This window comes from Shewanella algicola (assembly GCF_014648035.1).
In the GTDB taxonomy this organism is placed as follows: Bacteria; Pseudomonadota; Gammaproteobacteria; order Enterobacterales; family Shewanellaceae; genus Shewanella; species Shewanella algicola.
The window spans coordinates 40734-66080 of record NZ_BMQI01000002.1 but is presented as its reverse complement, the minus strand read 5'-3'; the positions used below and the strand labels follow the sequence as shown (position 1 = coordinate 66080).

The 25347-nt window shown below is 43.1% G+C and carries 28 protein-coding genes; 25 read left to right on the top strand and 3 right to left on the bottom strand.

What is annotated here, in order from left to right; all coding sequences use genetic code 11:
* Positions 1-19: 19 nt before the first annotated feature.
* The 21 genes from fliL (at position 20) to IEY42_RS01395 (ending at position 18647) form a co-directional block, all read left to right on the top strand.
* Entirely contained in the window at positions 20-541 is a 522-nt protein-coding gene (gene fliL, locus IEY42_RS01495; protein WP_275974515.1) for a flagellar basal body-associated protein FliL, read from the top strand.
* Positions 542-570: 29 nt separating this feature from the next.
* On the top strand, positions 571-1599 hold the full coding sequence (gene fliM / locus IEY42_RS01490; protein WP_188923612.1) for a flagellar motor switch protein FliM: 1029 nt from the start codon (positions 571-573) through the stop codon (positions 1597-1599).
* A gap of 10 nt (positions 1600-1609) precedes the next feature.
* Positions 1610-1993, top strand: a complete 384-nt coding sequence (fliN, locus tag IEY42_RS01485; protein ID WP_188923611.1) for a flagellar motor switch protein FliN — start codon at positions 1610-1612, stop codon at positions 1991-1993.
* Positions 1994-2035: 42 nt separating this feature from the next.
* The gene (gene fliO / locus IEY42_RS01480) at positions 2036-2437 is read left to right on the top strand and encodes a flagellar biosynthetic protein FliO (protein ID WP_229779869.1); all 402 of its coding nucleotides are present in this window, start codon (positions 2036-2038) and stop codon (positions 2435-2437) included.
* Between the two features lie 35 nt (positions 2438-2472).
* Positions 2473-3198 (top strand): flagellar type III secretion system pore protein FliP, encoded by a 726-nt coding sequence (gene fliP / locus IEY42_RS01475; RefSeq protein ID WP_229779867.1) that lies wholly within the window; start codon positions 2473-2475, stop codon positions 3196-3198.
* A 12-nt stretch (positions 3199-3210) separates the two neighbouring features.
* Positions 3211-3480 (top strand): flagellar biosynthesis protein FliQ, encoded by a 270-nt coding sequence (gene fliQ / locus IEY42_RS01470; protein ID WP_188917944.1) that lies wholly within the window; start codon positions 3211-3213, stop codon positions 3478-3480.
* 3 nt (positions 3481-3483) lie between these two features.
* On the top strand, positions 3484-4287 hold the full coding sequence (gene fliR, locus IEY42_RS01465) for a flagellar biosynthetic protein FliR (protein WP_188923609.1): 804 nt from the start codon (positions 3484-3486) through the stop codon (positions 4285-4287).
* 9 nt (positions 4288-4296) lie between these two features.
* Positions 4297-5430: a flagellar biosynthesis protein FlhB gene (gene flhB, locus IEY42_RS01460; protein WP_188923608.1), complete on the top strand. Its 1134-nt coding sequence runs from the start codon at positions 4297-4299 to the stop codon at positions 5428-5430.
* 112 nt (positions 5431-5542) lie between these two features.
* On the top strand, positions 5543-7642 hold the full coding sequence (flhA, locus tag IEY42_RS01455; RefSeq protein ID WP_188923607.1) for a flagellar biosynthesis protein FlhA: 2100 nt from the start codon (positions 5543-5545) through the stop codon (positions 7640-7642).
* Positions 7643-7671: 29 nt separating this feature from the next.
* Positions 7672-9060, top strand: coding sequence for a flagellar biosynthesis GTPase FlhF (gene flhF, locus IEY42_RS01450; protein WP_188923606.1), 1389 nt, complete (start codon positions 7672-7674; stop codon positions 9058-9060).
* A gap of 4 nt (positions 9061-9064) precedes the next feature.
* Positions 9065-9946 (top strand): MinD/ParA family protein, encoded by an 882-nt coding sequence (locus tag IEY42_RS01445; RefSeq protein WP_229779854.1) that lies wholly within the window; start codon positions 9065-9067, stop codon positions 9944-9946.
* On the top strand, positions 9939-10658 hold the full coding sequence (locus IEY42_RS01440; RefSeq protein WP_188917954.1) for an RNA polymerase sigma factor FliA: 720 nt from the start codon (positions 9939-9941) through the stop codon (positions 10656-10658). The genes IEY42_RS01445 and IEY42_RS01440 overlap by 8 nt, the downstream gene beginning before the upstream one ends.
* Positions 10659-10703: 45 nt before the next feature.
* Positions 10704-11087 (top strand): chemotaxis response regulator CheY, encoded by a 384-nt coding sequence (gene cheY / locus IEY42_RS01435; protein WP_007649667.1) that lies wholly within the window; start codon positions 10704-10706, stop codon positions 11085-11087.
* Positions 11088-11100: 13 nt separating this feature from the next.
* On the top strand, positions 11101-11838 hold the full coding sequence (locus tag IEY42_RS01430; protein WP_188923605.1) for a protein phosphatase CheZ: 738 nt from the start codon (positions 11101-11103) through the stop codon (positions 11836-11838).
* Positions 11839-11853: 15 nt separating this feature from the next.
* Positions 11854-14100: a chemotaxis protein CheA gene (locus IEY42_RS01425; protein WP_188923604.1), complete on the top strand. Its 2247-nt coding sequence runs from the start codon at positions 11854-11856 to the stop codon at positions 14098-14100.
* 8 nt (positions 14101-14108) lie between these two features.
* Positions 14109-15314, top strand: a complete 1206-nt coding sequence (locus IEY42_RS01420) for a protein-glutamate methylesterase/protein-glutamine glutaminase (RefSeq protein ID WP_188923603.1) — start codon at positions 14109-14111, stop codon at positions 15312-15314.
* The gene (locus tag IEY42_RS01415; RefSeq protein ID WP_229779853.1) at positions 15307-15771 is read left to right on the top strand and encodes a membrane anchored protein in chemotaxis locus; all 465 of its coding nucleotides are present in this window, start codon (positions 15307-15309) and stop codon (positions 15769-15771) included. Before IEY42_RS01420 ends, IEY42_RS01415 begins: the two co-directional genes overlap by 8 nt.
* Before the next feature lie 37 nt (positions 15772-15808).
* The gene (locus tag IEY42_RS01410; protein WP_188923602.1) at positions 15809-16603 is read left to right on the top strand and encodes a ParA family protein; all 795 of its coding nucleotides are present in this window, start codon (positions 15809-15811) and stop codon (positions 16601-16603) included.
* Positions 16587-17669, top strand: a complete 1083-nt coding sequence (locus IEY42_RS01405) for a chemotaxis protein CheW (protein WP_188923601.1) — start codon at positions 16587-16589, stop codon at positions 17667-17669. Before IEY42_RS01410 ends, IEY42_RS01405 begins: the two co-directional genes overlap by 17 nt.
* 2 nt (positions 17670-17671) lie before the next feature.
* Positions 17672-18166, top strand: a complete 495-nt coding sequence (locus tag IEY42_RS01400) for a chemotaxis protein CheW (protein ID WP_188923600.1) — start codon at positions 17672-17674, stop codon at positions 18164-18166.
* A gap of 82 nt (positions 18167-18248) precedes the next feature.
* Entirely contained in the window at positions 18249-18647 is a 399-nt protein-coding gene (locus IEY42_RS01395; RefSeq protein WP_188923599.1) for a DUF2802 domain-containing protein, read from the top strand.
* A 240-nt stretch (positions 18648-18887) separates the two neighbouring features.
* On the opposite strand, the gene IEY42_RS01390 is transcribed toward IEY42_RS01395, so the two are convergent.
* A complete protein-coding gene (locus IEY42_RS01390; protein WP_188923598.1) occupies positions 18888-20249 on the bottom strand; it encodes an RsmB/NOP family class I SAM-dependent RNA methyltransferase in 1362 nt (453 codons plus the stop codon).
* 184 nt (positions 20250-20433) lie between these two features.
* A complete protein-coding gene (locus tag IEY42_RS01385; RefSeq protein ID WP_188923705.1) occupies positions 20434-21105 on the bottom strand; it encodes a DUF2461 domain-containing protein in 672 nt (223 codons plus the stop codon).
* A 554-nt stretch (positions 21106-21659) separates the two neighbouring features.
* On the opposite strand from IEY42_RS01385, the gene IEY42_RS01380 reads away from it, so the two are divergent.
* The 4 genes from IEY42_RS01380 to IEY42_RS01365 all read left to right on the top strand — a co-directional run bounded on the left by IEY42_RS01380 (position 21660) and on the right by IEY42_RS01365 (position 25011).
* A complete protein-coding gene (locus tag IEY42_RS01380) occupies positions 21660-22091 on the top strand; it encodes an ATP-dependent zinc protease family protein (protein ID WP_188923597.1) in 432 nt (143 codons plus the stop codon).
* A 4-nt stretch (positions 22092-22095) separates the two neighbouring features.
* Positions 22096-23001 carry a 30S ribosomal protein S6--L-glutamate ligase gene (gene rimK / locus IEY42_RS01375; protein ID WP_188923596.1) on the top strand — a complete coding sequence of 302 codons (906 nt, stop codon included), beginning with the start codon at positions 22096-22098 and terminating at the stop codon, positions 22999-23001.
* Complete coding sequence (locus tag IEY42_RS01370) at positions 23001-24011, top strand: succinylglutamate desuccinylase/aspartoacylase family protein (protein ID WP_188923595.1); 1011 nt, start codon at positions 23001-23003, stop codon at positions 24009-24011. The genes rimK and IEY42_RS01370 overlap by 1 nt, the downstream gene beginning before the upstream one ends.
* A 310-nt stretch (positions 24012-24321) precedes the next feature.
* Complete coding sequence (locus tag IEY42_RS01365) at positions 24322-25011, top strand: fumarylacetoacetate hydrolase family protein (RefSeq protein WP_188923594.1); 690 nt, start codon at positions 24322-24324, stop codon at positions 25009-25011.
* Between the two features lie 76 nt (positions 25012-25087).
* On the opposite strand, the gene IEY42_RS01360 is transcribed toward IEY42_RS01365, so the two are convergent.
* Complete coding sequence (locus tag IEY42_RS01360; protein ID WP_188921947.1) at positions 25088-25345, bottom strand: hypothetical protein; 258 nt, start codon at positions 25343-25345, stop codon at positions 25088-25090.
* Positions 25346-25347 lie beyond the last annotated feature (2 nt).

Below are 25347 nucleotides of genomic sequence, written 5' to 3'. Positions count from 1 at the left end.
TTGTTAATTGGGAGCCATTATGGCTGAAGAAGAATTAGAGTTACAAGATGCTGCAGAGGGTGGCAAAAAGAAAAACAAACTGGTGCTGTTTGGCGGCATTGGTTTAGTGGTGGTGTTATTGGCGGGTGGTGCAGCGTGGTTTTTTATGGGTTCTGATGAACCTGCCGCTGCCGCAAACCCCAATGCGCCAGAGGCGCAAACGACTGAACCCGAAGTTATGGCTCAAGCTGATTACGTTGGCATGCCAAGACCATTTCTATTTAATCTTCCCGGTGTTGACCGTGCGCGTTTAGTTGAAATTAAAGTGCAACTTATGGTGCGCGGTGAAGATGACAGTATTTTAACTAAAAAACATATTCCTTTAATTGAAGATGCATTACTGACTACGTTTAGCGGTGCAGATGTGCAAAAGCTCAGTACCCAAGCCGGTAAAGATGAGCTTCGTCAATTAGCATTACTTAATGTACAAAATACGCTGCAACCAATAACAGGCAAAAAAGTGGTTGAAAAAGTCCTGTTTACTGGTTTTGTGATGCAATAACCAAATGCATTAACTGCTAAGGCTACGATGTGAGTGATTTATTAAGCCAAGATGAGATCGATGCGCTACTTCATGGAGTAGACGATGTCGATGAGGACGATATTGAGGAGAATAGCGAAGATGCGCGCTCTTATGATTTCTCGTCTCAAGACCGAATTGTACGTGGTCGTATGCCCACGCTTGAAATCGTCAACGAACGTTTTGCACGTCATCTTCGCATAAGCATGTTTAACATGATGCGCCGTGCGGCCGAAGTGTCAATTAATGGCGTACAAATGCTTAAGTTTGGCGAGTACGTACACACGCTATTTGTACCTACCAGTTTAAATATGGTGCGTTTTAGCCCATTAAAAGGCACAGCACTTATCACCATGGAAGCACGTTTAGTGTTTATATTGGTGGATAACTTCTTTGGTGGCGATGGCCGGTTCCACGCCAAAATTGAAGGCCGAGAATTTACCCCAACAGAACGCCGTATTGTGCAGTTGTTGTTAAAGATTATTTTTGAAGATTATAAAGACGCCTGGGCGCCGGTAATGGATGTTGAGTTTGAATATCTTGACTCGGAAGTAAACCCTGCAATGGCTAATATTGTTAGCCCTACAGAAGTGGTGGTGATTAACTCATTCCACATTGAAGTAGACGGCGGCGGCGGTGATTTTCATATTACCATGCCTTATTCGATGATTGAGCCTATTCGTGAACTGCTCGATGCCGGTGTACAAAGCGATAAGCAAGATACTGATATGCGCTGGTCACAAGCATTGCGTGATGAAATTATGGACGTTCAAGTGGGCTTTGACGCCAACATTGTTGAGCATGAGGTCACGTTGCGTGATGTGATGGGGTTTAAAGCCGGTGATATTATTCCGATAGACCTGCCAGAACATATTATGATGCGAATTGAAGACTTACCCACTTATCGTTGTAAGCTAGGCAAGTCACGAGAGAATTTAGCATTAAAAATCAGTGAGAAAATAGCTCGACCTGAAACGGTTAAATCAGAATTACAACTGGTAACACGTAAAGGTAAGTCTCGTGATATTTCAGATTTATAAGGTGATGTAAATGAGTACAGAAGATACTGGTGATGATTGGGCTGCAGCAATGGCTGAGCAAGCGTTAGAAGAAGCGCAACAAGTTGAACTCGATGAGTTAGTTGACGACTCTAAACCCATCACAAAAGAAGAAGCCGCTAAGCTTGACTCCATCCTTGATATTCCGGTGACGATTTCAATGGAAGTGGGTCGCAGTTTTATCAGCATTCGTAATTTACTGCAGTTAAACCAGAGCTCGGTAGTTGAACTTGACCGTGTTGCTGGTGAGCCACTTGATGTGATGGTTAATGGTACCTTGATTGCTCATGGTGAAGTGGTCGTGGTTAACGATAAATTTGGTATTCGTTTAACGGATGTAATTAGCCAAACTGAACGCATTAAAAAGCTTAAGTAATCTTTTTAATCGACAACAACACAAGGGATTACCGTGGCGAATATGATTTCAATGCTCAGTGTGATGGCCCAAGCATTGACAGACGTCGATGCGGCTAACTCAAGCACTACGGCAGTACTCACTCGTACCTCTGAGGCGTCAAACACCGCCACCTTAGCAAACATGGTTGGCGGGTTAATTGTGGTACTCGCCCTCATTTTTGTTTTAGCCTACATTGTTAAGCGGTTAAATCTTGTCCCCTCAAACGGCGGAGTGATTAAAAGCCTCGCGGTAACCCCTATTGGCCAACGTGAAAAAGTGGTGTTGATTGAGGTGAACGGTCAACAATATTTACTCGGGGTGACTTCGCAACAAATCAGCTTAATTGATAAATTGGATACCCAAGTTGACGTGCCAACCACTTCTTTTTCCAGCCGTCTTAAACAAGCCAAGGAACAGCAATAATGAATAAATGCACCAGTTTATTGGTGATCACCCTAATGGCCATGGTGGCAATGTTATTTGTGCCTGAGGCATTGGCGCAAGACGGTGTGTTGTCTGCGGTAACCGTAACAACAGGCGCTGATGGTTCAACTGAGTATTCGGTCACGTTACAAATCTTGTTGCTGATGACCGCTATGAGCTTTATCCCTGCTATGGTGATAATGCTGACGTCGTTTACCCGTATTATTGTGGTGTTGTCAATATTACGTCAGGCATTAGGGTTGCAGCAAACTCCATCAAATCAGGTGCTTATTGGCATTAGTTTGTTTATGACGTTTTTTATTATGGCGCCAGTATTTGATAAAATTTATGTTGAAGCTGTTGAGCCTTATGTTAATGAAACCATGACTCTGACCCAAGCCTATGATGTGGGTAAAGAGCCGATTAAAACCTTTATGCTGTCGCAAGTTCGCACCACAGATTTACAAACCTTTATTGAAATATCAGGCTATAAAGACATCCAATCCCCTGAGCAAGCGCCAATGAGCGTGGTGATCCCCGCGTTTATTACCAGTGAGTTAAAAACCGCTTTCCAAATAGGCTTTATGTTATTTGTGCCATTTTTAGTGCTCGATTTAGTGGTCGCCAGTATTTTGATGGCCATGGGTATGATGATGCTGTCGCCGATGATCGTGTCGCTACCGTTTAAGATAATGTTATTCGTGTTAGTTGATGGTTGGGGCCTCGTGATGGGCACGTTAGCCAATAGCTTCGGAATATAAGGCCAGGTATTTATGTCTCCTGAATCGCTCATTGATATCTTTCGAGAAGCACTATCAGTTATTGTTCTGATCGTGTCAGCGATTATTTTACCTGGCTTATTTATTGGTTTAATTGTGGCAGTATTCCAGGCGGCCACCTCGATTAACGAACAAACCTTAAGCTTTTTACCTCGCTTGTTGATGACCTTATTTGCTTTAATGTTTTTAGGGCATTGGTTGGTGCAAACCATGATGGACTTCTTTATTGAAATGGTGAATCTCATTCCCATGGTGATAGGGTAAATCATGGATATTTTGTTTGATGAAATCAGTCAAATAATTGCTGCATACCTGCTGCCGTTTTTTCGCATATCGTCAATGTTAATGGTGATGGCAGTATTTGGCGCAAACACCACCCCCTCTCGAGTCAGACTGTTATTAGCGGTGGCCATTACCATGGCTGTCGCGCCTGTTTTGCCGCCCATGGATAGCATCGAACTGATGGCATTTAGTTCGGTGTTTGTTATTGCGCAGCAAATCCTAATAGGTGTAACGATGGGGTTTATCACCTTAATGGTGATGCAAACCTTTGTACTGACAGGGCAAATTATTGGTATGCAAACCAGTTTAGGTTTTGCCTCAATGGTAGACCCTGGATCTGGTGAGCAAACGCCGGTAGTGAGTAACTTTTTTTTACTATTATCAACGTTAATCTTTTTAGCCGTTGATGGCCATTTGTTGATGTTTAGAATGCTGGTGGCCAGTTTCGAAACCATTCCAGTGTCAACCCAAGGTATAGCGATTGAAAATTATCGCGCTTTGGCCGAGTGGGGCAGCTTTATGTTTGGCTCTGCATTGACTATGTCTATTTCTGCGATTGTAGCCTTGTTATTGATTAACTTATCGTTTGGTGTGATGACCCGAGCATCACCGCAGCTCAATATTTTCTCAATCGGTTTCCCTGTGACCATGGTCAGCGGTTTGTTGATTTTATGGTTAACCTTAGGCCCTATCATGGCGCATTTTGATGAAGTTTGGCAGGCCGCACAGGTACTGATGTGCGATGTATTGCAGCTTCAATGTCAAACCGATGCGGTTGTCGTATTTTAAGGGGGTCGCATGGCAGAAAATGATAGCAGTCAAGAGCGCACAGAAGAACCCACCAGTAAACGACTTGAACAAGCGCGTGAAAAAGGCCAAGTCGCTCGCTCAAAAGAGTTAGGTACCGCAGCAGTATTGCTCGCTGCATCGGTAGGCTTTGCAATGACAGGCCCGTCAATTGCCATCAGCTTGTACACCATCATGAAACAAATTTTCACGATGGAGCGCGACCAAATATTTGATACTAACTCGATGTTTCGGGTTTGGGGCGTCGTCGGTAACGAACTGGCCTGGCCGCTGATTAGCTTTATTGCCTTGCTGGCACTGGTGTCGTTTATTGGCAATGTTGCGTTAGGTGGTATGTCTTTTTCGGTTAAAGCCTTTATGCCAAAAGGCAGTAAATTAAACCCAATGAATGGCTTTAAGCGCATGTTTGGTACCCAGGCATTAGTTGAGTTAGCCAAAGGGATTGCTAAATTTTCTGTAGTGGCACTATCTGCTTATTTTTTATTACGTTTTTACTTTTTCGATATTTTAACGCTATCAAGCGATCACCTGCCTGGTAATGTTTACCATGCGTTAGAACTGCTGGTGTGGATGTTTATTTTACTGTGCAGCTCGATGTTGTTAATTGTGGTGATTGATGTGCCTTTTCAAATTTGGAATCACAATAAACAGCTTAAAATGACTAAACAGGAAGTCAAAGACGAGTACAAAGATACTGAAGGTAAGCCCGAAGTTAAAGGCCGTATTAGACAAATGCAGCACGAAATGGCTCAGCGGCGGATGATGACAGAAGTGCCTAATGCTGATGTGATTGTGGTTAACCCAGAGCATTATGCCGTGGCCGTTAAATACGATGTTACTCGCTCATCAGCGCCATTTTTAGTGGCTAAAGGTGTGGATGATGTTGCGTTTAAAATCCGTGAAATTGCGCGCGAACATAATGTGGCGATTGTGTCAGCGCCGCCACTCGCAAGGGCGATATACCATACCACTAAGATCGATCAACAAGTGCCAGAAGGTTTATTTACTGCTGTTGCACAAGTATTAGCCTACGTATTTCAACTTCGGCAATATCAAAAGGGTAAAGGTCGCCGACCTAAGTCCATTCCAATTAATCAACCAATACCTGACGATTTAAAATACTAAATCAGTTAATCTTTGTTGCTTTTCATATATGGCTTAGTTTTTGCTTCATAGGTTTATTCGCGTCAATTAACAGTCCTTTGACGCCGTAGACTGAACAAAGGGTTCCTCTTTTATGGATGCAAAAGCAGCTTTTGGCCAATTTAAACAAATAAGACCTGCCACGTTTAAAGGCATTGGTACACCATTATTAGTGCTTGCTGCGTTAGGCATGGTGGTATTGCCCATCCCTGCTTTTCTACTCGATATCTTATTCTCATTCAATATTGCCCTGGCTTTAGTGGTATTGCTGGTAGCGATTTATACCGACCGTCCACTTGATTTTGCTGCATTTCCTACCGTGCTGTTGGTTGCAACGTTGCTGCGATTAGCCTTGAACGTTGCCTCTACTCGAATCGTATTGCTTGAAGGTCATAATGGCGGTGATGCTGCTGGTAAGGTGATTGAGGCCTTTGGTTCTGTGGTGATTGGTGGCAACTATGCTGTGGGTTTAGTGGTCTTCCTTATTCTGATTATCATTAACTTTGCCGTGGTTACTAAAGGTGCTGGGCGTATCTCTGAAGTGAGCGCCCGCTTTACTTTGGATGCAATGCCTGGCAAGCAGATGGCCATTGATGCTGACTTAAACGCGGGTACCTTAACCCAAGACCAAGCGCGCATTCGCCGTGCTGAAGTGACCCGTGAGGCTGACTTCTACGGTGCAATGGACGGTGCGTCGAAGTTTGTTAAAGGTGATGCGATTGCCGGTATTATGATCCTTGTGATCAACATACTTGGTGGTTTTGTTATTGGTATGGTGCAGCATGATCTTGATTTTTCTAGTGCTGTTGAGATTTATACCCTGTTAACCATTGGTGATGGTTTAGTCGCGCAAATTCCGGGTTTGTTACTGTCGATTGCCGCGGCCTTAATGGTTACGCGTCAAAATGAGTCTGGTGACATGGGCCAGATGATGATGAGTCAGATGTTTGACAATCATAAGTCGTTAGCCATTGCTGCTGGACTGTTATTTATCATGGGGATTGTGCCTGGCATGCCTCATGTTGCCTTTTTAACGTTTGCTTTTATTACTGCTGGTGCGGCGTACTTTGTTTACAAACGTAATATGGATAAAAAACAAGCGGCATTAGCAGTGGCGACCAAAGGCCCTGCAGAAACCAAAGATAAAGAACCAAAAGAACTGAGCTGGGAAGATGTCCGCCACGTCGATACGATTGGCCTAGAAGTGGGATATCGATTGATCCCATTGGTTGATAAGTCACAAGGTGGTGAATTATTAGGCCGAATTAAAGGCGTACGTAAAAAATTGTCCCAAGAACTCGGATTTTTAGTGCCAGCAGTGCATATTCGTGACAACCTAGACTTATCGCCTAATGCTTATCGTATTTCATTGATGGGTGTGGTGGTCGGTGAAGCCGAAGTGAGACATGATTGTGAACTGGCCATTAATCCTGGCCAGGTTTATGGCAAGCTTGATGGCATCGAAACCCGCGACCCAGCTTTTGGTTTAGAAGCGGTGTGGATCGCACCTGAACAGCGTGAACACGCACAAACCTTAGGTTACACCGTTGTTGATACTGCGACCGTTGTCGCGACCCATATTAGTCAATTGTTAAGTAACAATGCTGCTAAATTGTTGGGCTACGAAGAAGTGCAACAATTAATGGATATGCTCGCTAAGAACTCGCCAAAACTCGTTGACGGTTTTGTACCAGACATTATGCCGTTAGGTTCGGTGGTTAAAGTGATGCAAAACCTACTTAACGAAGGGGTGTCGGTACGTGACTTACGCACAATTGTACAAACCTTATTAGAGTATGGCAGTAAGAGTAATGATACCGAAGTACTGACCGCAGCGGTGCGTATTGCCTTAAAACGCATGATAGTACAAGAAATCTCAGGGCCAGAATTAGAAATCCCTGTCATAACATTGGCGCCTGAGTTGGAACAGATGTTGCATAAGTCTATGCAGGCGACAGGTGGAGAAGGGCCAAATATTGAACCCGGCCTCGCAGAACGCATGCAGCAGTCACTTTTAGACGCTGCCCAGAAGCAAGAAATGGTAGGGCAACCAGCCATATTATTGACATCTGGCATGCTAAGATCCACTTTGTCACGATTTGTTAAATACACTATTCCAAATTTACGGGTGATTTCTTACCAAGAAATTCCCGATGAGAAACAAATCAGGATTGTTTCTGCTGTAGGTCAATAGTGATAATGTCAGTTTAAAGAGGTGCGTACGTGAAAATTAAACGATTTTTTGCCAAAGATATGCGTGCAGCATTGGCTCAAGTAAAAGACACCTTAGGGTCTGACGCTGTCATTATGTCAAACAAAAAAGTCACTGGTGGCATCGAAATCGTTGCCGCAGTTGACTACGATGAGCCTAAAGCGGCCATTGCTTCTCAAGCACCTACAACTGGCTTTATGGATGTGAGTGAAGATAAAGTCTCACTTGGGGCTAAGCCTGCGGTTAAAGCACATTCAAAAGTGAGCCCGCCTCCAGCAGCTGATTCATTGCAAGCCTTACTTGAAAAACAACACAATCGCATGACGCAGCAAATGACTGCTACACGTCATGATGAACCTGAGCTACCTGAATGGGCGCGCCAATTAGAAGGGGCGAAAACGCCTAAGCAAAACCCAAGTACGCCGCCAGTTAATCAGCTAGATAAATCTAACAAATCCAATAAAAATCAATCTGCTGAAATGGATTCATTACGTGAAGAAATGGCATCACTGAGAAACTTGCTGACTCATCAGGTGTCATCGTTAATGAAAGATCATAAAAAGCGTACAGATCCCGTGGGCGCAATGTTAGAAAGTAAATTAGTGGCTGCAGAGTTTTCTCCTGCGGTTGCTGCTAAACTAGCAGGATTAAGCCAACATTACTCGCCAGCCGACCTCGTTAGAGCATTACCACAAAGCTTGGCTAACTTACTGGATAACCAAGGTGATGATATTGTAAAACGTGGTGGTGTCGTGGCTTTTGTGGGACCTACGGGTGTTGGTAAAACGACTTCACTTGCCAAAATAGCCGCTCGTTTTGCTGCACACCATGGCCCAGAGCAAGTTGCATTAATTACGACCGATCATTATCGCATCGGGGCATATGAGCAATTAGCGACATATGGTAAAATTATGGGCTGCCCAGTTAAGCAAGCACATGATTTAAGTGAGCTAGAGCAAATTTTGTATCAATTTAGAAATCGTAAGCTAGTGTTAATTGATACCGCGGGTATGGGACAACGTGACATGCGTCTATATCAACAACTTGATAATTTGACAGCAAATAGTAGGATCCCTATCCGCAGTTACTTGGTAATGTCTGCCACAGGGCAACGTCGCGTGCTACAAGATGCCGTTGAGCACTTTAAACGCATTCCATTATCAGGTGCAATTTTGACCAAATTAGATGAATCCGTCTCAATTGCAGGTGCATTGAGCGTATTGATTCAAAATGAGTTACCATTGAGTTATGTGACTGACGGCCAACGTGTTCCTGAAGACATGAAAGTGGCAGATACGTTAGAATTAGCTAAACAAGCACTAGCAGCATTAAACGATACAGAACAACAAACGTCACAAGACACGGCATGGTCAAACGACAGTGCCTATGCATTTGAGTAAAGATATGACTCGGGATCAAGCAAGTGGTTTACGTATGATGAATCAACCAAATAACGATAAAGTTAAAGTCATTGCCGTCTCCGGTGGTAAAGGTGGCGTCGGCAAAACAAGCGTGTCAATTAATACCGCAGTTGCATTAGCCGAAAAAGGCAAACGTGTATTGGTGCTTGATGCTGACTTAGGCTTAGCCAACGTAGATGTTATGCTCGGGATCCGAGCAGAGAAAAACTTATCACATGTGTTATCTGGCGATGCTGAGCTAGATGACATCATTGTGCGTGGGCCTAAAGGTATTGGTATTGTGCCAGCAACCTCAGGCACTCAAGCCATGGTTGAATTGACTCAAGCACAGCATGCAGGATTAATTCGTGCATTTAGCGAAATGCGCACCCAATTTGACATATTAATCGTCGATACAGCAGCCGGTATCTCCGATATGGTGTTGAGTTTTTCACGTGCTTCGCAAGATGTGCTCATTGTTGTGTGTGATGAGCCCACCTCAATTACCGACGCTTACGCCTTAATTAAAATCTTAAGTCGTGAGCACGGCGTGTTCCACTTCAAAATTGTGGCAAATATGGTGCGTAGTTTACGCGAAGGTATGGAATTATTTGCTAAACTCAGTAAAGTGACAGACAGATTTTTAGATGTGGCACTTGAGTTAGTGGCTACCGTTCCTTTTGATGAGAACTTACGTAAATCTGTCCGTAAACAAAAATTAGTCGTTGATGCTTTTCCAAAGTCTCCATCAGCGATTGCCTACCATGGTTTAGCCAATAAAATTATGACCTGGCCTATTCCACAACAACCGGGTGGTCATTTAGAGTTTTTTGTTGAACGTTTAGTGCAACGTAAGCCAACAGAAGAGGAAAGTGCGAGTGAATAAAGCCGCAGCGTATACTCAGTTCGATAACAAAACATCGATTGTTGAACAGTATGCACCGTTGGTGAAAAGAATTGCTCATCATATGTTGGCAAGATTACCAGCATCAGTGCAACTAGACGACTTATTACAAGCCGGCATGATGGGGCTACTCGAAGCATCATCAAAATTTGATGGCAGCAAAGGCGCTAAGTTTGAAACCTTTGCCGGTATTCGAATTCGTGGGGCAATGATTGATGAAATCCGTCGTGGTGACTGGGTTCCACGCTCTGTGCATCGTAACAATCGTCGTGTTGCTCAAGTCATTGATGAGTTAGGGCAACAGTTAGGTCGTGATGCACGTGACACTGAAATAGCTGAAAAGCTTGATATGTCTCTTGATGAATACCATCATATCTTAAATGATGTTTCTGTGGGTAAAATCATAGGCATAGAAGATCTTGGTGTGTCTCAGGATGTGTTAATCACCGATGACGAATCACCAGATGAAACATTTGACTCTCTTGCTGAGACACAATTCCAATCTGCGCTAGTTGAAGCAATTAAAACATTGCCAGAAAGAGATGCATTAGTGCTGTCGTTATATTATGACGAAGCATTAAACTTAAAAGAAATTGGTGCAATCCTTGAAGTAAGCGAATCGCGAGTTAGCCAGATATTAAGTCAGGCTATGCTTCGGTTAAAAGCGAAACTCAAGCATTGGACACAAGAATAATAACTAATTATAGAGCAAACGACTGTCAGCTCACCGGAGGAAACCTTGGACAAGAATATGAAGATTCTTATTGTTGACGACTTTTCAACAATGAGACGTATCATTAAGAACTTGTTGCGAGACTTGGGATTTAATAATACTCAAGAAGCAGATGATGGCTCAACGGCCCTACCAATGTTACAAAAAGGCGATTTTGACTTTGTTGTAACAGATTGGAACATGCCTGGAATGCAGGGTATTGATTTACTTAAAGCAATTCGAGCAGACGATTCATTAAAACATTTACCCGTATTAATGGTAACAGCTGAAGCTAAGCGTGAACAAATCATTGCTGCGGCTCAAGCGGGTGTAAACGGTTATGTTGTTAAGCCTTTTACCGCGGCTACGTTGAAAGAAAAGTTAGATAAAATCTTTGAACGACTCGCATAAGCAAGGATAAGTCATGCAGGCATCAATATCGGGGTTAATCACTCTCGAGCAAGCCCAGCAACTTGTTGAACTGCTTTCTGCGGGAATGCAAGAACAAGCTGATGAAGTTATTAGAGAGCTTGCTTCTCCACTTCAGCGAGAGCTGTTTGAAGAAGTCGGTAAACTGACTCGCCAATTGCACAGCGCACTCAAAGATTTTCAAGTCGATAACCGTTTATCTGAGTTGGCGAATACCGAAATACCGGATGCCAAAGAAAGATTAAACTACGTTATTGATATGACAGAACAAGCTGCAAATAAAACCATGGATGCAGTTGAAGAATGTTTGCCTTTGGCCGATACCATTATTAACAATATTCAATCAATGACTCCGATGTGGGATAAATTGATGCGTCGTGATATTGAATTAGGTGAATTCAAATCACTTTGCCACGACGTACAACAATTTATGTCAAACAGTGAGCATGACTCTAACCGACTTCGTGAATTGCTCAATCAAATTTTGATGGCGCAAGACTTCCAAGATTTAACCGGTCAGATGATCCGTCGTGTGATTGAGTTAGTGCGCGAAGTAGAAAATAATTTAGTGTCAATGTTAACCGTATTTGGTGAGCATACTGCTGAATCATTACCTACAGTTAACGATAATAAGATAGAGGCAGAAGGCCCAATCATGAACGCTGAGTTGCGCGAAGACGTGGTCACGGGTCAGGATGAAGTTGACGATCTGCTATCAAGTCTGGGTTTCTAATTAGGAGTCAATTTAATGTCCTTTGATGTTGATGAAGAGATACTCCAGGACTTTTTAATTGAAGCTGGTGAGATTTTAGAGCTTCTACAAGAGCAGTTAGTCGCTCTTGAAAATAATCCTGATGACAGTGATTTATTAAATGCCATTTTTCGTGGTTTTCACACGGTAAAAGGTGGAGCTGGCTTTTTAAGTTTGAAGCCAATGGTTGACGTTTGTCACGAAGCTGAAAACACATTTGACCTGTTACGTACAGGCAAACGCGGCGTCAATGCAGAATTAATGGACATTATTTTGCAAGCCGTTGATGCCATCAATTCGATGTTTGCCCAAACACAGCAGGGCCAACAGCAAGATCCCGCCGATGCCGAACTACTCTCAAAATTAAAACTATTAAGTTCTGGTGCACCATTACCTTCAGAAATGGGCGAGACAGCTGCAGAGCCTGAAATTATTGAAGAAGCGGTTGAAGTTGTTGAACCTGAATACGTCGAAGACATTAGTTCAGAAGCCACAGCGTCATCATCAAGTATTGATGAAATCGATGAGTCCGAGTTTGAAGCTCTGCTCGATGCCCTTCATGGTACAGGTAAAAGCCCGACATCAAATGCTGCATCAGCCGCCATTGAATCTCCTGCATCACCATCAACAACGTCATCAAACAGTGATGAAATAACAGATGATGAATTTGAAGCCTTACTTGATGAACTACATGGTTCTGGCTCGTTTAAAGCCAAAGATGAACCTGTAGCAGAAAAACCAAAACCAGCTGAACCTGTGGTTGAGCCTATGGTTGACTCAGATGAAATCACAGACGATGAGTTTGAGCGTTTATTAGATGAATTACATGGCAAAGGTGGCGCTCCTATTGTTGCCAAGTCGTCAACGCCAGCAGCTGCACCCGCCAGCACACCAGTACCACCTAAAGCGACTGAGGTTGTTAAACCTGCAGTGCCCAAAAGTGCACCCGTTAAAGCGACTCCTCCAGCTCCAGTGCCTAAAGTTGAAGCCGCTAAAGATAACGCATTAGCTCCTGCGCCAGCCAAAGCGCCTGCCGTGCCACAAGGTGAAACAACCGTTCGTGTTGATACTGCCCGCCTTGACGACATCATGAACATGGTCGGCGAGTTAGTGTTAGTGCGTAACCGCTTAGTAAGCCTTGGCATTACTCGCGAAGATGAAGAAATGTCTAAAGCGTTAGCCAACCTTGATTTGGTGACGGCTGATTTGCAAGGCGCGGTTATGAAAACCCGCATGCAGCCAATTAAGAAAGTCTTTGGTCGTTTTCCTCGTGTTGTTCGCGATATGGCACGAACCTTAAACAAAGAAATTAATTTAATCATGATTGGTGAAGATACCGATCTTGATAAAAATTTAGTTGAAGCGTTAGCCGATCCTTTAGTCCATTTAGTGAGAAACTCAGTCGATCACGGTATTGAAATGCCAATTTCTCGCGAAGCCAGTGGCAAACCTCGTACAGGTACCATTACTTTATCTGCCAGCCAAGAAGGTGACCATATCCTGCTTAAAATCGAGGATGATGGTGCAGGTATGGACCCAGAAAAGCTGAAAGAAATTGCGATTTCCCGTGGCGTATTAGATGAAGATGCCGCCGCGAGAATGACTGATAACGAAGCTTATAATCTGATTTTTGCTCCGGGCTTTTCAACTAAAGTTGAGATTTCTGATATTTCAGGACGTGGCGTTGGTATGGATGTGGTTAAAACCCGCATTAATCAACTAAACGGTACCGTTCATATTGATTCAATGAAGGGCAAAGGCACCGTTCTTGAGATCAAAGTACCGTTAACTTTAGCTATCATGCCAACCTTAATGGTCGATGTGTCGAAACAAGTTTTCGCTTTACCATTATCTAGTGTGAATGAAATCTTTAATTTAGATCTAAGTAAAACCAATATTGTAGACGGTCAATTAACCGTTATTTTCCGTAATAAAGCTGTACCATTATTTTACTTAGAGCAATGGCTACACAGTAGAAAGAACACCTTTAAACACGGTGATAAAAAACATGGTCATGTTGTTATTGTGCAACTCGGTACAATGCAAATTGGTTTTGTTGTTGATGCATTAATTGGTCAAGAAGAAGTGGTCATCAAACCGCTTGGAAGTATGCTGCAAGGTACCCCTGGTATGGCAGGCGCAACGATTACTTCTGACGGGGGTATTGCACTTATTCTGGATATTCCTGGTTTACTAAAACATTACGCCAAAAACAAAAACAAAAATAAAAGTTCCATTATTTAAGGAATTAAATGGCCATAAAAGTATTAGTTGTAGATGATTCTAGCTTTTTTCGACGTCGAGTCAGTGAGATTGTTAATCAAGATCCTGATCTCGAGGTCGTTGCTGTCGCTGTAAATGGCAAAGAAGCCGTTGAGATGGCAGCCAAATTAAAGCCACAAGTCATCACTATGGATATTGAAATGCCGGTGATGGACGGGATCAGTGCCGTCCGTGAAATCATGGCAAGTAACCCAACCCCTATTTTGATGTTTTCTTCGTTAACCCACGACGGAGCAAAAGCGACACTTGATGCATTAGAAGCAGGGGCGCTCGACTTTTTACCAAAACGTTTTGAAGATATCGCCACTAATAAAGACGAAGCCATTAGCCAATTACAACAACGTATTAAAGCGTTGGGACGAAGACGAATGTATCGTCCTGTGAGTGCACCTTCGCCAACGCCCATAGAAACGCGTCGCTCGAGCGGTTTAGCTCACTCAAACCTAAGTGCAGCCCATCGACCATTAACATCGAGACTTAACACCGACTCAGCGTCTACCCACACAGGGTTAACATCTCGTCGTGGTTTAACACCCGCAGCAATAGAGCGCCCAGTGCCTGCTGTTGCGTCTACAACTAATATTCGTGCGAGTGGTAAACAATATAAAGCGCTGTTTATCGGAACGTCTACAGGCGGCCCGGTGGCACTGCAAAAAGTGTTGACCGCTTTTCCGGCTAATTACCCACATCCCATTGTGCTTATTCAACATATGCCGGCCGCGTTTACACCTGCTTTTGCTGCACGATTAAATACGCTGTGTAAAATTAACGTCAAAGAAGCTCAAACGGGTGATGTTATGCGTCCAGGTTGCGCTTATCTTGCGCCTGGCGGGATGCAATTGATGATTGAACGCAATGGAACTACGGGGCGTTTAAAAGTGGTGTCAGGCACCAGTGATATGAACTATAAACCTTCGGTAGATATTACCTTTGCGTCTGCATCAAAAGCCTTTGGCGGTGATGTGTTGGCTGTGGTATTAACTGGCATGGGCGCCGATGGCCGCGAAGGGGCCAGAATGCTTAAGTCTGTCGGGGCAACCATTTGGGCCCAAGATGAAGCAAGCTGTGTGGTATACGGTATGCCGCAAGCAATTGTTTCAGCAGGTCTTGCAGCTCATTCAATCGCGCTTGATAGTATGGCAGATGCCATCTTAAAAGAGACTAGCCGTGGCTAAGCCCACTCGCGTTTTTTCGACTAAACTCATGCTAGTATTATTTTTGTGCTGTATTACTATCATCGTTTTGGCCAGTTTATATGTTGATGCCAGACGAAAAATGGCATTAATGACTCAAGACATTGAGCAGTTAAAATCATCACAAGTGTTATTGATGGTACCTGAAGAGCAAGCGGCTAATATTGCTAATTGGCTAAGCCAACATCCTGAACAAACCCAAGCCATTATTGACACCGGTACTCAAGATGAAGCAAAAAGTGTGTTAATTGGCCCAGGTACTCATCATGACGTCGAGTCCCAAAATAACCACATGCCACAATCGTCCGACAGCGCACAGATATTTCAAACTCAAGAAGTTATAGTGTCAGAAAATGCGCAAGGGGTTAAAGTGATAAGCTTACCTAATGGCGGAATACGGGTAACAACCCGTGATGATAAACAGCAGAAACAACAATAAATATTCCATCACATAATGATAAGTTGAGAGGCTTTTTTTGAAAGTATGGACGGTAGCAAATCAAAAAGGTGGCGTGGGTAAAACCACCACAGTAGCTAGCCTCGCGGGAGCGTTAGTTAAGCGTGGTCAGCGGGTGTTGATGATTGACACCGATCCACATGCCTCTTTGGGCTATTATCTAGGCATTGATTCTGAAGAAGTGCCTGGTTCGCTTTATGACGTGTTTTTAAATCATCAAACGTTGACCCAAGAATTAATACTGCAAAATGTCATACCCACTCAAATTGAAGGCTTAGATATCATTCCTGCCAATATGGCCTTAGCGACGTTAGATCGCTCATTGGGGCATCAAGAAGGCATGGGGTTGGTGTTACGTAATCTATTGGCATTAGTCGAAGACAAGTACGATGTCGCAATTATTGATTGTCCTCCAGTACTTGGTGTACTCATGGTAAATGCGTTAGCGGCAAGCCAACATATTATTATTCCAGTGCAAACCGAGTTTTTGGCGATTAAAGGCTTAGAAAGAATGGTAAAAACCATGGAAATCATGGGGCGGTCTAAAAAAACGCGTTACAGCTACACGGTTTTACCTACCATGTATGACAAGCGCACCAAAGCATCACCCATCGCTTTGCAGTTCTTACAAGATAAATATGGCCAAACCTTATGGCCTAATGATGTGATCCCCGTTGACACTAAATTTAGAGACGCCAGCTTAGCGCATTTGCCCGCATCACATTATTCCGCGACAAGTCGTGGGGTGAAAGCCTATAATCGCCTGCTTGATTTTTTATACGCTCGGGAGTTTGCTCATGTCAAAATCGGTTGATGAAACTGTTTTTGATTATTTCAGTTTGTTATTACAGGAACCGAGTCAACAATCGGAGCCTACAGTCGATCCTGAAGCCTTATCAGAAAAACTGACTACCACGGTTAAATCAGTAGACGTTATCGCTGCGAGCAAAACGGTTGGAGTGGCGCGGCATGAAAGTCGTAAATCGACGACGGTCATTAGCACGCAAACAGCAGTGACCAAACAATCTCAAAACAGAGACTTTGCCGAGCCAGCGGCTGTTGTCGATAAACTTGCGCTTGAAAAACTGTTGTCTGCCGTGTCTAAGCCCGCAACGCCAAATCTAGATATAAAGCAGCAAATAAAAGCCAGTGCAGAACGTGTGCGCCAGGCAATTAGTCAAACTGAGATCAAAACCCTTGAGCAAGCAGCGTCTGATAGGGCAAACTTACAAAATAAACCACTAACGGATAAAGAAATCAAACCGTTAGTCGATATAAAAACTGACAATATTGAGCTAGCTGAATTAAAAGAAGCTATTATTAAGCATGATAAGCTTGCTGAAGACAAAGCGGCACAACAGGCGCAAACCCAAACAGGGGCAACACCGCCAAGTATTACTCGTAATCTACAAGAAGTATTAGAAGATGAGTTTCAGGTGTTATTCTTTAATGTTGCCGGGTTAACTTTAGCTGTGCCACTGGTTAGTTTAGGTGGCATCATCAAGATAGACAGAATTAATCACATTATTGGTCGTCCATCATGGTTTAAAGGTGTGCAGACACACCGTGACAGTAAAATTAATGTGGTCGATACCTGTGCTTGGGTTATGCCTGAAAAATATACACCGGAACTGGCAGAAACAGTAGATTATCAATATCTTGTTATGTTAGAAAACAGTGATTGGGGATTAACGTGTGAATCACTGGTTAATGCCGTTAAAATAGATAAATCTCACGTCAATTGGCGTGAAAAACCGGGTAAGCGTCCATGGCTTGCTGGGGTAGTAAAACAACAAATGTGTGGCATTTTGCATGTTCAAGCATTAATCGAAATGCTTGATGCAGGTTTAGGCTGTCAGGATTCGATTGACCGAGGTTAACTATGAGCGATTCTAGAAGTGTAGCAGCGGTTGCTGCAGGTAAAGACGATGCAGTATTACAGTGGGTAACATTTAAGTTAGACAATGAAACTTACGGCATTAATGTAATGCAAGTTCAGGAAGTATTGCGTTATACCGAAATTGCTCCTGTGCCAGGTGCACCGCATTATGTGTTAGGTATTATTAACCTTCGCGGTAACGTAGTAACGGTTATTGATACCCGTTCACGTTTTGGCTTACAGTCAGCAGAGCTTGATGACTCAACCCGTATTGTGATTATTGAAGCTGAAAAACAAGTGATTGGTATTTTGGTTGATAGCGTCGCAGAAGTGGTTTATTTACGTCGTTCAGAAATCGACAACGCCCCTAACGTAGGTACCGAAGAAAGCGCCAAGTTTATTCAAGGTGTGAGTAACCGCGATAACGAATTATTGATTTTAGTTGACCTAGATAAATTGTTATCAGATGAAGAGTGGGTTGAATTAACTCAACTTTAATCATAACCTTGTCTCAAAAAGCCAACCCAATAAACGTGTTGGCTTTGGGTTGCTTAGCAGGGAACGCAATAAAGGTATGTTAATGGGTGATGAATTTTTAATTGCTGCTTTAGTTTGCGTTATCGCTTGTCTTGGCTTCGTGCTTTATTTACAAAAACAATCCCGAAAACTGAAAACTAAAGTCGATGCGTTAACGGTATTAGTTAAAGAAAGCGATCGTCAGCGTGAGGCCGTAAAGCGAGAGTTGCATGAGCTGCGCAGCGGTACTATTGGGGTTGGCCGCAGGGTTGTTGAGTTGGAAAAGAAGCTCTCCCAACAGTCAGATATGCTTGAAGAAGCCAGTCAACAAGATCCACAAGCTAAGCTGTATTCTCGTGCCGTTAAAATGGTGGGTTTAGGTGCTGGAGTGGAAGAGCTAATGCAAGAATGCGAATTACCTAAAGCAGAAGCCGAACTGATTTTGCGATTGCACCGTAAGTAACTTAAGCTCGGATAATAAATGCCTATCAAACAGTCTTTACCCTGCTAACTGGGTTGCATGGGCTTACAATTATAAGTGATACCCATAACAACGATTTAAACAAAAAACGCCATCAAATTTGATGGCGTTTTTTTGTTTATCATCATGCTCTCAAACGGGCCGTTAAAAGACGGCCTCGGTCATCTTCACGTAATGGCCAACTTCTAATGTGGTTGGTGGAGTCCATACATCGAGCTCAGGTTATTTACGGCGCATTTTAGCGACAAACATACCATCACTGTCTGCAAGTTGAGGCCATATTGTGATCATGTTGCACAATTCGCCAGTAAATGGGTGTGTAATTGGCAGTAATTCAAACTCATTGGTTTGCGCTAAAAATGCTTCAACAACGTGCTCGTTCTCGCTTGGTGACAATGAGCACGTTGCATACACTAATTGGCCATTCGATTTCACTGCAGCAGCACTGCGGGTTAAAATATCAAGTTGTAGCGCTGGCTTATCGGTCACAGCGCTAGCATCATCTAACCAGCGCATATCTGGGTTGCGTCGCCAAGTACCTGTGCAGCTACAAGGCGCATCCACTAATACGCCATCAAATGTACCCGCATTAACCGGTAGGGCATCAGATTTCCACGGGGCAACGCTAATGTTGTTAAAGCCTGCGCGTTTAGCTCGTTTGTTGAGTTCTTCTAATGGTTTATTGCGTATGTCAGACGCGGTAATCGTGCCAGCGCTTTGGGTATTTTGTTGTAACATCAACGAGCGTAGTTGTAAGGTTTTACCACCCGCGCCGCTGCATGCATCCCACCATATTTGATCAGCTCCTGGTTGACAGATTTGGCCAATCACTTGTGAAGCTAAATCCTGGATCTCGATATGCCCATGCTTGTAGGTATCAATCTCATTGAGGTTAATGCTTTTATGACCCAGGCTTATGGCATCTGCAAAGTATTGACTGGCAATGGCGTCTACACCGGCTTTATTCAGTTGCGTTATGGCCGCTGAGGTTTTTATGCTCTGTACTCGCGCCCAGATTGGAGGACGACTGGTCATCGCTTCTACTACCGCTAACTTATCTGCAGGTTCAACAGGGCAGGTTTGCCAAAACCAGCTAGGTAATAAATCGCTGATTTGACAACTTGTTAGTCCAGATAACGACATAAACAGTGCGAGTTTGTCATTGATACTGTCGCAGCCTGTTGGATTTTTTTCTGTTGTCGACCATGTGGCTAAGGTGTTCCATGCTTGAGTGATATCTTGCCATGCATGTTGCTCAAGTGCAGCACAAGCACTTAACTGTCTAAACCAGATTACGTGTGGCTGCTCGCCCTGCAATTGACTCAACCAGCCCCACCAACGGAACAAACCAAATAAACTCTCGCGGATAACACGTCTGTCTTTTGAACCATGCTTTTTGTGCTCACGAAAATACTGACCGATGATTCTATCGGCAGGCATTTTGCTGTTCATAACCTGGTTAAACAACATCTCGATGGTGGTGGCATAACTCAGCGCACGCTTTTGCGCGGGTGTACTGGCATCAATAACAACGCTGTCATTAAATACTGACTGAAAGGGTTTAGCAGAATGTGTTTGACTCATGAGATAACCTGATGTGGCAAAATAGCAAAGGTGTAGGTGCAACTTAATGCAATATGGCCTTAGTTTACCATGTCTTGAGGCGAAAACAGCATAGCCAACGGAGTTAGTTAGCGTTGCTAAAACAACTATAAAAATGAACCGGCACTCAGGCCTGTTCATTGTTATAGGTTCAATGTTGTCTGAGTTAAAAGTCTAGCGACAACGCAAAGCACAAGTAAGCCATTAATGAGCGTGTTTGCTCAAACTCTTTAGTACACAAATCGATAAAGTTTTCACTGCACACTTGTTCAATCGTGACGGGTTTTATGGCAATAAAGTCTTTGCGTTTGAGTTCATCAATTAATGGGTGCTGACTGTCAAATCCCCGTGGCGGTCTAATCAAACTGTCGCCCGTTAATTCAAAACCTGCTTGCTTTAATGTTACGAGGGCTTTTTTGTAGCCGTTTGGGTTTTCATCAATGCAGTGTCTAATGGCATTTAAGGCTTGAGATTCAGGGTGCCAAATACCTGCAGCAATAAAACATTCATCATTAGCCACATGCACATAAAAGCCCGGCGCGTGAACATCTTTTGCTTGAAAGTGCCTAAATTGAATGCCGACATTGGTTTTGTAAGGTGTTTTATCTTTACTAAAGCGGCTGTCACGTTGTGGGCGCATTAAACTGCCACCGACTTTTTTGGGAATGGCAGTAAATCGAGGTGACAAAGTCAAAATCGGCCCTTGCATCGCTTCAATAAATTTCAGTGCTGGGGTACGAACGTTGTCTTCATATTGCGATTGATTGGTCTTGAACCATTCTCGGTCATTATTAGCGGTGAGAAGAGCTAAAAAATCAAAGCTTTGTTGGCTAAACATGAGCATACCTTTTGAAATGCATGAGATATTGAAATGATGCCACATCATAATCAATCTCTTTAATGAGTGAAACTGACGTTAATCATTACCCAGTTTTAAATATGGGCGATATTTAGTCATTTTTATTTTTAATGTTGTTTTAATCACAACATATTAAAAGTTAATGTATTTTTATGATGCTTTACTTTGTCAGCTAATGTGTTTGTAACATGCTGAGTTTTTGATTTATTTTCTATAACTATTGAATGTTAGTTTGATATAAATAAAGCGTTAATGGTAAAATGAGCTCAAAGGTTGTTTTATCCCTTCTATTGTGACTTTTTATTTCTATACTTTTTCATATTTAGTGCTATTCACTGACACCTATCACTCTGTGATGGATTAACATGTTAGTGTAATAACTGAGCGCGAACGTGTGTCAGAATATATTGAATAGAGTGACAATGATGACAATTAAGTCACAGATTAGCGATATAACAGTAGATAATCGAACATCGATTATATTGATAGATTACACTTTGGAATGAGAATTCCTCTACAAGAAAGGACTGACCATGACTGAACACTCCCTCGGTATTGTGGGTTGGCGAGAGTGGGGCACTTTTCCTGAGATTGGCAACGAAAGAGTCAAAATCAAAGTGGATACTGGCGCAAAAACGTCCTGTTTACATGCGTTTAAAATTAAACCGTTCCAAAAAGAAAAACAAAAGTGGGTTAAAGTTTGGCTTCACCCGGAGCAAGACTCAGTCCGAGAAGTAGTGTGCGAATTCCCTGTATTTGATCGTCGAGCCGTCAGCGACTCTGGTGGTCATGTGACTAACCGCTACGTGATTAAAACGCCGATTATTATCGGTGAACAACAATTTGATATCGAGCTGACGTTAACTAATCGAGACCACATGAAATTTAGAATGTTACTTGGCAGACGCGCATTGGAAGGGCGTTTTTTGGTTAATTCGGCAGAGTCGTTTTTAGCAGGAGAATAGCAAAATGCAAATCGCCATTATGTCGAGAAACCGCAATCTTTACTCGACGAGTCGACTTAAAGAGGCCGCTGAAGCCCGTGGTCATACAATTAAAATTATTGATCCATTAAAGTGTTATATGAACATCAATATGAATGCACCGAGCATTCATGTTCGCGGTGAAGAGTTGTCAAAATTTGATGCGGTTATTCCGCGTATTGGGGCCTCAGTGACTTTCTACGGTACCGCCGTGCTACGTCAGTTCGAAATGCTGGGCACTCACCCATTAAACGAGTCTGTGGCGATTACTCGCTCACGCGACAAATTGCGTTCTTTGCAGCTTTTGTCACGTAAAAATATTGGATTACCGGTCACCGGTTTTGCTAACCAACCCGCCGATGTTCCTGACTTGCTTGATATGGTAGGCGGCGCACCGTGTGTGATTAAATTACTTGAAGGTACTCAAGGTATTGGCGTTGTATTAGCCGAAACGCGTAAAGCCGCTGAATCGGTCATTGAAGCTTTTATGGGCTTAAAAGCCAACATCATGGTGCAAGAGTATATTGCTGAAGCTGGCGGTGCGGATATTCGATGTTTTGTGATTGGCGATAAAGTCATTGCGGCAATGAAGCGCCAAGCATTACCGGGCGAGTTCCGTTCTAATCTGCACCGTGGTGGTTCTGCAAGCATTGTGAAGTTAACCCCAGAAGAGCGTTCAACGGCGCTTCGTGCGGCTAAAACAATGGGCTTAAACGTTGCTGGTGTAGATATTTTACGTTCTAAGCACGGTCCACTCGTGATGGAAGTTAACTCATCACCAGGCCTTGAAGGCATCGAAAAAGCCACTGGTATTGATGTGGCAGAAAAAATCATTCAATTTATTGAAAAAAATGTTAAGCCTACTAGCTCGAAGACTAAAGGAGTCGGTTAATGGCAAAAAAGCACGAACCGTTTGTTATTGGTGATGTTAGCGTAACGGCAGGCACGCAACTGAGTGTAAAACTGCCCGCAGCAAAACTGTATAACGATACGCCAATGGATTTGCATGTGGAAGTGTTCCACGGCACTAAGCCTGGGCCGACATTATTAGTTTGCGCAGCTATCCATGGTGATGAGTTAAATGGCATTGAGATATGTCGACGCTTGCTCGGTCGTGTGAATGCTAAAACTTTAACCGGCACATTATTAGTGGTCCCGATTGTTAACGTATTTGGCTTTATTCAGCAATCACGTTACTTGCCCGATCGTCGCGACTTAAATCGTTGCTTTCCCGGCACCGCTAAAGGTGCGCTAGCCAGCCGTTTAGCGCATTTGTTTAGCAGTATGTTGGTTAAGCGTGCGACTCACATTGTTGATTTACATACCGGCGCAATTCATCGCGAAAATTTACCGCAGATCCGCTGTGATACTGACAATGAAACCATGTTGGCCATGGCCAATGCATTTGGCGCACCCGTGGTGATGTCATCAAAAGCGCGCGAAGGATCAATGCGTGGTTTTGCCAACAGCCTTGATATTCCGTGTATTTTATACGAAGCGGGCGAAGCATTACGCTTCAGCGACATGTCGATTAAGTCAGGCCTCAATGGTGTGGTTAATGTGATGCGTTGTATTGGCATGCTAAAAGGTAAAATTAAAACAACAACCAGTGTGAACGCCAGCCGCAGTTATTGGGTACGCAGTGAAGCCGATGGATTGGTTAACATTAAGCTAAAGCTGGGCGAACGTGTATCAAAAGGTCAGGTATTGGCTAATATCGTTAACCCTATAGGTGGCGAACCATGGCCGCTTTTAGCACCGTCTGACGGCATTATTATTGGTAACAGTAATATTCCGGTGACCAATGAAGGCGAAGCCTTGTTTCATATTGCCCAATTTACAGGCGATGAAATTGAAATTATCAATGACAACCTTGATGATTTTATGCAGGAATACGCGTAGATTATTGCTATATAAATGAATAACGTGGCAATGGCTGCGTTATTCATTACACATCCTCAATGGCTTACACCATAGCGTTTGATTCATCCAATCATTTACTTGCCTACAGTATTTTGAACGTCCATTGAACGATCACATATTGAATGGATTGGTATAACTCCATTCCCCCTATTACCCCAAATAATCAACTCAAAAAACCAAATAATGATTTTTTGGTAGATAATCAAAAATATTAATTGCTCATGTCTTAGTGTAACGCTTATCCTAAATTAATGGTTTTTGGGGTGCTTTATTTTTCGACGAGGTTAATGTGGGTTTACAAACGGTATTACTTAAACAACAAGACAATCAACAATTAATTACCCCTTCGAAGGTCGTTTGTATTGGGCGCAATTATGTTGACCATATTCATGAACTGGGCAATGACGTGCCTGATGAAATGGTGGTTTTTTTGAAACCCAATTCAGCCATTAGTAACACATTACTTAGTCATTTAGTTGAACCTTTGCACTATGAAGCTGAGCTGTGTTTTATGGTTAAAAATGGCCAATTTAGCGCGATTGGCGTAGGTCTTGATATGACTAAGCGCGAGTTGCAAACCAAGTTAAAGAAACAAGGGTTGCCATGGGAACGCGCTAAAGCGTTTGATGGTTCGGTGTTGCTGAGTGAGTTTATTGAAATAACGGAAGACATGAAAGATTGGTGCTTTCAATTGACCATTGGTAATGTGGTGATGCAATTAGGTCATCAGCAATTAATGATGTACCAACCACAAGCTATATTTGATGCGGTTAGTGAGTTTATGAGCTTAAATGACGGTGATATTGTGATGACCGGTACCCCAAAAGGCGTTGGTGCTGTTTCTGCTAATACTTCGTTTGAAATCAGCCTGTGGCCAAATGTACCCTTTGAGATATTTGAAACGGCACTGTCTGGCGATAAATCAATGACTCAGCTTTGTGGTCCAGCCATGTTAGTTAAACAGTGGCAAGCAGTTTGAATGAAGGTGTGCTAAAAGCAAAAAGACCCTCTTAGCTAAGAGGGTCTTTTTTATTCATAATCCAAATCAGTTTGGATTATTTCATTAATGCAACGGCTTCCATGTCCAGCTCAATATCAGTACAGCCTTTAGCGCAATAAATACCGGGCGCTTTCGCATTTGGCTTGGCATTTTTATTGTTGGGCGGCAATTGCAATGTCAGTGGTTTATTGCAGTCGGCACATGTGGCGCTGTTGCCTTTTAGCATGCGTTTAATCAGGTTTTTCTGCTGGTTAAATGACGCCAATGTTGGGCCATTTACCGCTGAAAAATCGAGTTTTTGTGTGTCGCTCATCA